Source organism: Streptomyces sp. NPDC002690, from assembly GCF_053592415.1.
Genome location: NZ_JBSFVR010000310.1, coordinates 1 through 8,704, shown reverse-complemented (window position 1 = coordinate 8,704; position 8,704 = coordinate 1). Strand labels below are relative to the sequence as shown.

The window sequence follows — 8,704 nt, the reverse complement described above, 5'->3', positions numbered from 1 at the left end:
GGTACTGCAGGGGGGACCCTGTGGGAGAGTAGGACGCCGCCGAACAATTTTTCCGGGAGACCCCCGTGCCTTGTGGCACGGGGGTTTTCTGCGTTTACGGGCCAGGGTGGAATTCGCGAGCCCGTGGTGCGGCTGGGGCCCGTAGTCCCGCAGGCCTCGACGGGGCCGGGCTCCGTCGGCGTACCGGGCCGGGCCGGTTGGCGCTCGGGCCAGGCAGGCCCGGCCGGCCCGCTCGTGAAGGAGTGCCCGTGGCAGCCGTGGAGTGGTCGCTTCCTGCCGAACACGCCAGAAAACGGCGGCCCGTGACGGTTTCTCAGGATGTTTCGGGTTCCGCGTGGCAAGTGGTTCTGTGCCCCCCGGAACTGGGGTATGCTTATCTCGTTGCACAGCGCAGCAAGGCCCCAATAGCTCAGTCGGTAGAGCGTCTCCATGGTAAGGAGAAGGTCTGCGGTTCGATTCCGCATTGGGGCTCAGTGAAAAGAAGACCCTCACCATTCGGTGAGGGTCTTCTTGTTTTCGGGTCACCTTCTGTCTCCCGGGCCGCCTTCCGGCGGCCCGGGAGCTGTCCGGATCAGACGGTCTGCGGCTCCGGGACCCGCATGGCGAGGATGGCCATGTCGTCCGAGGCCGGCTCGGCGGCGAACCGTTCCACGGCCCGCAGGACGCGTGCGGCCACCGCTCCGGCCGTCAGACCCGTGCAGTTGGCCAGGACCTCCGCCAGGCCGTCGTCCCCGAGCATGCGGGTTCCCTCGCGGCGCTCGGTGATGCCGTCCGTGACACAGAGCAGGACGTCACCGGGGGCGAGCGTGATCTCCTCCTCGTACAACTCCAGGTCCTCGATGACGCCGAGCAGCGGCTGCGGTTCTGCCGCGGCCACCACCGTGCCGTCCTGGCGGAGGCGGAGCGGCAGCGGGTGGCCGGCGCACACGACCTTCAGGAGGGCGCTGCCGTCCTCCTGGGGGCGCAACTCGCCGTACAGGAGCGTGAGGAAGCGGCTGCGGGCACCCTCGTCGAGGATGGCCGCGTTGAGGCGCTCCAGCACCGCCGGGCCGCCGAAGCCCTCGCGGGCGAGCAGGCGCAGGGCGTGCCGGGCGAGACCCGTGACGGCCGCGGCCTCGGGACCCGTACCGCATACGTCGCCGATGGCGAAGCCGTAGACGCCGTCACGGATCGGGAAGACGTCGTAGAAGTCGCCGCCGACCTCGTTGCCCTCGCCGGCGGCGCGGTAGATGACCTCGATCTCGACGTTCGGTACCACCGGCTGGCTCGGGGGCAGCAGACTGCGCTGGAGGGCCTGGCTGATGGCCGTGCGTTCGGAGTAGAGCCGGGCGTTGTCCAGCGCGAGGGCGGCCCGCCGCGAGAGGTCCTCGGCGAGTTCCAGGATCTCCTGGCGGAAGTGGTCGTCCGACGGCTTGCCGAGCGTCAGCATGCCGATGACACGGTTGCGGGCGACGAGGGGAAGCACGACCGTCTCTCCGCCCACCGCGGCCGCCGTGGCGAGCGTGGTGCGGGTGGAGTTGGCCATGCTCAGCGGGGCATCACTGCTCAGGCTCCGCATCGACGTGCGCAGTGCGGCCTCGTGGGCGGCCTTGCTCGGGGCGCCCCACACACGGGCCCCCGGGGAGGGTACGGGCTCGGGCGGATCGATGCGGGACAGCAGGGCCTTGAGCCCGTCGATCAGATCCTCGTCCTCGTGCAGGACGAAGGAGAGGAAGGGGTCCGAGGCCGGATCGGCGATGGTGTAGACGGCGCACCAAGTGGCGAGCTTCGGGACGGTCATCTGGGCCATGAGCGCCAGCGTCTGGTCCCGGTCGAGCGTCCCGGCCAGCAGGTCGGACGCCTCGACGAGGAAGGAGAGGGAGCCCCTGCGCAGACGTTCCAGCTCGCCGAGGCGCGCCGACTCCACGGCGAGCGCGATGCGGTCGGCGGCGAACTGGAGGCGCAGCGCCTCCTCGTTGGTGTACCGCCCCGCGGCTTCGGCGGCGACGCCCAGCGATCCGGTGAGCCGACCCTCCACCTTCAGCGGAACCGTCACCACCGAGCGCATCCCCGTGCCGCCCAGTAGCGGAACGGCGCCCTCCGTGGCCGTAAGGTCCTCGTGGACGGCCGGCATCCGGGCGGAGCCGTACCGTCCGGCGCCCGCTTCGACGGGGACCCGGGCGAAGCGCTGGCGGGCCGAGGGCAGGCCGGTGGTGGCACGGACCTCGAGTTCGGTCTCGTCGTCCGTGGCGAGGAGGAGGAAGGCGGAGTCCGCGTCGAGCATGTCGCGCGCCCGCTCGACGGTGCGCTGGAGCAGTCCGTCCAGGTCGTCGGGTGCGGGGGAGCCGATGAACACCTCGAAGGGGTCTGCCGAGCGGCTCTCGCCGGAATCGGTGACCGGGGCCCGGACCGGGCTCTGCAGCACCGCGCGCTCGTCGTCGCGGACCATCAGGCAGACCGTGGACGGGGAACCGGCGGTATCCCGGACCCGCAGGTGCGAGGCGTAGACGGGGACGACCCGGCCGTCCGCGCACCGGAAGCCGTAACTGCCCTCCCAGCGCGACAGCTGGAGCGCGGCGGCGATGCCGGTGCTGGTGCCCGGGGTCTGCGGCCAGGCGGCGAACTCGGTGAGCTGCTTGCCCACGACCTGCTCGGGGGCGTACCCGAAGAGGAACGAGGCGTCCTCGTTCCAGGAGTCCACGGCGCCTGCCATGTCGATCTGGACGACGGCGACCCGGATACGGCGGTCGGCGACCGGCAGGCTCTCGACGGGGAGCAGCGGGCCGGCCGACCGGATGCCCACCGGCCGGTCGGGCAGGTCCAGCTGGAACCAGACGTGTTTGCGGGTGGGGGTGTACTCCACGCCCCAGCGGGACGCCAGCGCGGCGCAGAGCAGCAGGCCCCGGCCCCCCTCCCGGTCGGGGCTGCCGAAGTCCACCGCCGTGCTCTGGAGCGGTACCTCGCGCTCCGGATAGTGGTCGGCGACCTCGACGCGTACCCCGTCCTCCGCGCGCAGGCAGAGGACGTCCGCGGCGGTGCCCGCGTGCACGACCGCGTTGGTCACCAGCTCGCTGGTGAGGACGACCGCGTCGTCGATGACGTCGGTGTAGCCCCATCCTTGGAGCGTGTCCCGGACGAAGGCGCGGGCTGTCGCTACCGAGCGGCCGGCCGGTTCGAAGGTGGCGGCCGCCCGAGCGGTGATCACTGCACTCCCCATATGGTGTCGCGTCGCTTCCCCGAGTCCACTGCCCGTATCTCGCCGCTTCGTTTCGCCCGAAAGCCGCCCGTGGTCCCTGGCGGATGCGCGACGAACCACCGGACGGCCCTCGGCCAGGCTAGACGCTTGCCGGGGCCGCCGGGTACACGAGGCCGGACTTCACCCCGGACGGGGGGAACGGGCATGCGCGGTTGTTCCGGTGGGCCGCCCCGAGGCCGTGTCCCGGATCGGCGGGCGCCGGCCGAGGCGTATGACCGGACGCTGCCTCGCGGGGGTGGGACGGGGTGGGCACACGGTGGGGTGACGATTCCCATCGGTACCCACGGGTGGGCTCCGGCCTGGTACGTTTCAAGGATTTGACGTTTCCATGGGCACCCGTCGACGGTGTGCTGTGGCGGTGAGGTACCTCGGAACTGGGAAAGCTCTCAGAATCACCCGAGCGAAACGGTCAACCCTGCGGGAGGGACACGGTGGAGTCTGACGTGGCGGCGCGGGGTTCAAGCACGCGTACAAGAGGCGGACAGCCCGTGAAAAAACAGCGTCAAGGAACCGTCGAGGTGGACGCGGCAGCTCTCAACAGACTGCTCTCCGCCCTGCTCGCGATGCGTGACGGCAACTTCCGCAGGCGGCTCACCGTCTCCGGGGACGGGCCGTTGACGGAGATCTCCGCCGTCTTCAACGAGGTGGCGGACCGCAATCTCCACCTCACGGGTGAACTCGCCCGGGTCCGCAGGGTGGTCGGCCGGGAGGGGAAGCTCACCGAGCGGCTGGAGACGGGTGCCTGCGAAGGCGCCTGGGCCGCCGCGATCGACGCGTCCAACGAACTGGTCGACGACCTCGCGCGTCCCGTGTCCGAGGTCGGCCGGGTGCTGTCCGCGGTGGCCGACGGTGACCTCGAACAGCGGATGGAACTGCGTTCCCACACCGCCGACGAGACGGTACGGCCGTTGCGCGGGGAGTTCCTGAAGGTCGCTCGTACGGTCAACAACCTGGTCGACCAGCTGTCGGCGTTCACCGAGCAGGTGACACGGGTCGCCGTCGAGGTGGGTACCGAGGGCAAGCTGGGCGGCCAGGCGCAGGTGCGCGGCATGTCCGGTTCCTGGAAGGACCTCACGGACTCCGTCAACACGATGGCGTACCGGCTCACCGCGCAGGTGCGGGACATCGCGCTGGTGACGACGGCGGTGGCCAAGGGCGACCTGTCACGGAAGGTCACCGTCCATGTGGCCGGTGAGATGCTCCAGCTGAAGAACACCGTCAACACGATGGTGGACCAGCTCTCCTCGTTCTCCTCCGAGGTCACCCGGGTCGCCCGCGAGGTCGGCACCGAGGGGGAGCTCGGCGGACAGGCCACCGTGCCCGGTGTCGCGGGTGTGTGGAAGGACCTCACCGACTCCGTCAACACCATGGCGGGGAACCTCACCAGCCAGGTGCGCGGCATCGCCGAGGTGACGACGGCGGTCGCCAACGGCGACCTGTCGCAGAAGGTCACCGTGAGCGCGCGCGGCGAGGTCGCGCAGCTCGCCGAGACGATCAACCAGATGACCGAGACGCTGCGTACCTTCGCGGACGAGGTGACCCGGGTCGCCAGCGAGGTCGGCGGCGAGGGGCTGCTCGGCGGCCAGGCGCAGGTGCCCGGAGCGGCGGGGACCTGGAAGGACCTGACCGACTCGGTCAACACCGTCTTCCGGAACCTGACCACGCAGGTGCGGGACATCGCCCAGGTGACGACGGCGGTGGCGAGCGGTGACATGTCGCAGAAGGTCACCGTCGACGTGGCCGGCGAGATGCTGGAACTGAAGAACACCGTCAACACGATGGTGGACCAGCTCCAGTCCTTCGGATCCGAGGTGACCCGGGTCGCGCGGGAAGTCGGAGTGGAAGGCCGGCTCGGCGGCCAGGCCGAGGTGCCCGGCGCGGCCGGTACGTGGAAGGACCTCACCGACTCCGTCAACACGGCGTTCCGCAACCTCACCGGACAGGTGCGGGACATCGCCCAGGTGACGACGGCGGTCGCCAACGGCGACCTGTCGCAGAAGGTCACCGTCGACGTGGCCGGCGAGATGCTGGAACTGAAGAACACCGTCAACACGATGGTGTCGCAGCTCTCCTCGTTCGCCGACCAGGTGACCCGGATGGCACGTGACGTGGGCACCGAGGGGCGCCTCGGCGGGCAGGCCCGGGTCGACGGCGTCTCCGGTACGTGGAAGGAACTCACCGACTCCGTCAACTTCATGGCGGGGAACCTCACCGACCAGGTCCGCCAGATCGCCCAGGTGACGACGGCGGTGGCGCGGGGTGATCTGTCGCAGAAGATCGACGTGGACGCGCGCGGCGAGATCCTGGAGCTGAAGAACACCATCAACACGATGGTCGACCAGCTCTCGGCGTTCGCGGAGCAGGTGACCCGGGTGGCCCGCGAGGTGGGTACGGACGGCCGGCTCGGCGGCCAGGCGCAGGTGCCCGGAGTGGCCGGCGTGTGGCGTGATCTGACCGACTCGGTGAACGGCATGGCCGGCAACCTCACCGCCCAGGTCCGCAACATCGCCCAGGTCGCCACCGCGGTGGCGCGGGGTGACCTGTCGCAGAAGATCGACGTGGACGCGCGCGGCGAGATCCTGGAGCTGAAGAACACCCTCAACACCATGGTCGACCAGCTCTCGAACTTCGCGGAGCAGGTGACCCGGGTCGCCCGCGAGGTGGGCACCGAGGGCATGCTCGGCGGTCAGGCCGAGGTACAGGGTGTCTCCGGTACGTGGAAGGACCTCACCCAGTCCGTCAACGGCATGGCCAACAACCTCACCCTCCAGGTACGGAACATCGCCGAGGTCACGACCGCGGTGGCCAAGGGCGACCTGTCGAAGAAGATCACCGTCGACGCCAAGGGCGAGATCCTCGAACTGGTCACGACCGTCAACACCATGGTCGACCAGCTGATGAACTTCGCCGACGAGGTCGCCCGGGTGGCCCGTGAGGTGGGCACCGAGGGCATCCTCGGCGGTCAGGCCCGGGTGCGCGGTGCGACCGGCATCTGGAAGGACCTCAGCGACAACGTCAACCTGATGGCCAACAACCTGACCAGCCAGGTGCGGAACATCTCCCGGGTCTCCTCGGCGGTCGCCAACGGCGATCTGACGAAGAAGGTCACCGTCGAGGCGCGGGGCGAGGTCGCCGAACTGGCCGACACCGTCAACACCATGGTGACGACGCTCTCCTCGTTCGCGGACGAGGTGACCCGGGTGGCCCGTGAGGTGGGCACCGAGGGCATTCTCGGCGGTCAGGCCCGGGTCCCGGGAGTCTCGGGGACCTGGAAGGACCTCACCGAGTCGGTGAACTCGATGGCCTCCAACCTCACCGGACAGGTGCGGCAGATCGCGACCGTCACCACCGCCATCGCCAAGGGCGACCTCACCAAGAAGATCGACATCGACGCGCAGGGCGAGATCCTGCAACTGAAGGACACCATCAACACGATGGTCGACCAACTGTCGTCGTTCGCCGACCAGGTGACCCGGGTCGCCCGCGAGGTGGGCACGGAAGGCCAACTGGGCGGCCAGGCCCGCGTACGGGACGTCGACGGCACCTGGCGCGACCTCACCGAGTCGGTGAACGAGATGGCCGGGAACCTCACCCGGCAGGTGCGGGCCATCGCCGCCGTCGCCACCGCGGTGACGCGCGGCGATCTGAACCTGAAGATCGACGTGGACGCCGCCGGTGAGATCCAGGTGCTGCAGGACAACATCAACACGATGATCGCCAACCTGCGCGACACCACCCTCGCCAACAAGGAGCAGGACTGGCTGAAGGGCAACCTCGCCCGGATCTCCGGCCTGATGCAGGGCCGGCGCGACCTGGACGACGTCGCCTCGCTGATCATGAGCGAGCTGACGCCGGTGGTCTCCGCCCAGCACGGCGCGTTCTTCATGGCCATGGCGGCGGGTGACACCGACGAGGTGGGCGCGGACGACGGTGCCGAAAGCGCGTACGAGCTGCGGATGCGCGGCAGTTACGGATACTCGGTGGGCTCGATGCCGACCTCCTTCAGGCCCGGCGAGTCCCTCATCGGACAGTCCGCCTCGGAGAAGCGGACCATCCAGGTGGACAGCGCGCCGCCCGCGTACCTGAAGATCTCCTCGGGGCTCGGCGAGGCGCCCCCGGCCCACGTGATCGTGCTGCCGGTGCTCTTCGAGGGCAAGGTCCTCGGGGTCATCGAACTCGCCTCCTTCCAGCCGTTCACCCAGATCCAGCGGGACTTCCTGAACCAGCTCGCCGAGATGATCGCGACGAGCGTCAACACCATCAGCGTCAACACCAGGACCGAGAAGCTGCTGGAACAGTCGCAGGAGCTGACCGAACAGCTCCGGGACCGTTCGGAGGAGCTGGAGAACCGGCAGAAGGCCCTCCAGGCGTCCAACGCCGAACTGGAGGACAAAGCCGAGCTGCTGGCGCGGCAGAACCGTGACATCGAGCTGAAGAACACCGAGATCGAGGAAGCCCGGCAGGTCCTCCAGGAGCGCGCCGAACAGCTCGCCGTCTCGATGCGGTACAAGTCGGAGTTCCTGGCGAACATGTCGCACGAGCTGCGGACACCGCTCAACTCGCTCCTGATTCTGGCCAAGTTGCTCGCGGACAACGCCGAGGGCAACCTCTCGCCCAAGCAGGTGGAGTTCGCCGAGACCATCCACGGGGCGGGATCCGACCTGCTCCAGCTGATCAACGACATCCTCGACCTCTCCAAGGTCGAGGCCGGCAAGATGGACGTCAGCCCGACCCGGATCGCGCTGGTCCAGCTGGTCGACTACGTGGAGGCGACCTTCCGGCCGCTGACCGCCGAGAAGGGGCTCGACTTCTCCGTACGCGTCTCACCCGAACTGCCCGCCACCCTCCACACCGACGAGCAGCGACTGCTCCAGGTGCTGCGCAACCTGCTCTCCAACGCGGTGAAGTTCACCGACGGCGGCGCGGTGGAGCTGGTGATCCGGCCGGCCGGACCGGACGTCCCGAACGCCATCAGGGAGAACCTGCTGGAGACGGGTTCGCTGCGGGACGCGGACGCCGACCTGATCGCCTTCTCGGTCACCGACACCGGGATCGGGATCGCGTCCAGCAAGATGATGGTGATCTTCGAGGCGTTCAAGCAGGCGGACGGCACCACCAGCCGCAAGTACGGCGGTACCGGCCTCGGACTCTCCATCAGCCGGGAGATCGCACGCCTGCTGGGCGGCGAGATCCACGCGGCGAGCGAACCCGGCCGGGGCTCCACCTTCACCCTCTACCTCCCGCTGCGCCGCGGCGAACTCCCCGCGCAGGGATACCCGCAGGGCGGCTCCGGATCCTCCGAACTGCCCTCCGGCGGCGAGGAGTACCCGTCCCAGGGCGACTCCGCGCCGCTGGGCGACCCGGCCAATTCGGCCTCAACACGGCCCGACGACCAGTCCACGTGCGAAGACGGCGCATCCACCCCCAGCGTCCGCGGCAGCACCCCGTGCCGCAGCGCCTCCACCATCT

At 69.5% G+C, this 8,704-nt stretch carries 2 protein-coding genes and 1 tRNA gene; 2 read left to right on the top strand and 1 reads right to left on the bottom strand.

The genetic code is table 11. The annotated features are described in order from the left end of the window. Nucleotides 1-398: 398 nt before the first annotated feature. Nucleotides 399-471 (top strand) — tRNA-Thr (locus ACWD3D_RS28525). A 100-nt stretch (nt 472-571) separates the two neighbouring features. Here ACWD3D_RS28525 and ACWD3D_RS28520 read toward each other — a convergent pair. Next, a complete protein-coding gene (locus tag ACWD3D_RS28520; protein WP_451463659.1) occupies nt 572-3,196 on the bottom strand; it encodes a SpoIIE family protein phosphatase in 2,625 nt (874 codons plus the stop codon). A 527-nt stretch (nt 3,197-3,723) separates the two neighbouring features. On the opposite strand from ACWD3D_RS28520, the gene ACWD3D_RS28515 reads away from it, so the two are divergent. Next, a partial coding sequence (locus tag ACWD3D_RS28515; RefSeq protein WP_451463658.1) for a HAMP domain-containing protein occupies nt 3,724-8,704 on the top strand: 4,981 nt, incomplete at its 3' end.